Raw genomic sequence first — 233 nt, 5'->3', positions numbered from 1 at the left:
CGGCTGCGGCTACGCGTGCGGGAAGACGGGGAAATCCGGCGCCCGGGGGGCGTGTCGGGGGTGGCGCCGGAAGAGGATCTCACCGTGCGCGCGGCCCGCCTGCTCAAGGCGGCCTCCTGGACCCGGCTCGGGGTGGAGATCGAGATCGACAAGCGCCTGCCCATCGGCGGCGGGCTGGGGTGCGGCAGCTCCGATGCGGCCACTACCCTGCTCGCCCTGAACCGGCTGTGGGG

1 protein-coding gene is annotated in these 233 nt (G+C 74.7%); it reads left to right on the top strand.

Annotated elements, in window-relative coordinates:
• Positions 1 to 233: GHMP family kinase ATP-binding protein (locus tag ACTFO6_RS19960; RefSeq protein WP_439936012.1), on the top strand; the 233-nt coding region annotated here is incomplete at both ends.

The sequence above is a fragment of the Pelomicrobium sp. G1 genome (assembly GCF_051905455.1).
Lineage (GTDB): Bacteria > Pseudomonadota > Gammaproteobacteria > Burkholderiales > UBA6910 > Pelomicrobium.
This window is presented reverse-complemented; position numbering and strand designations above follow the sequence as displayed.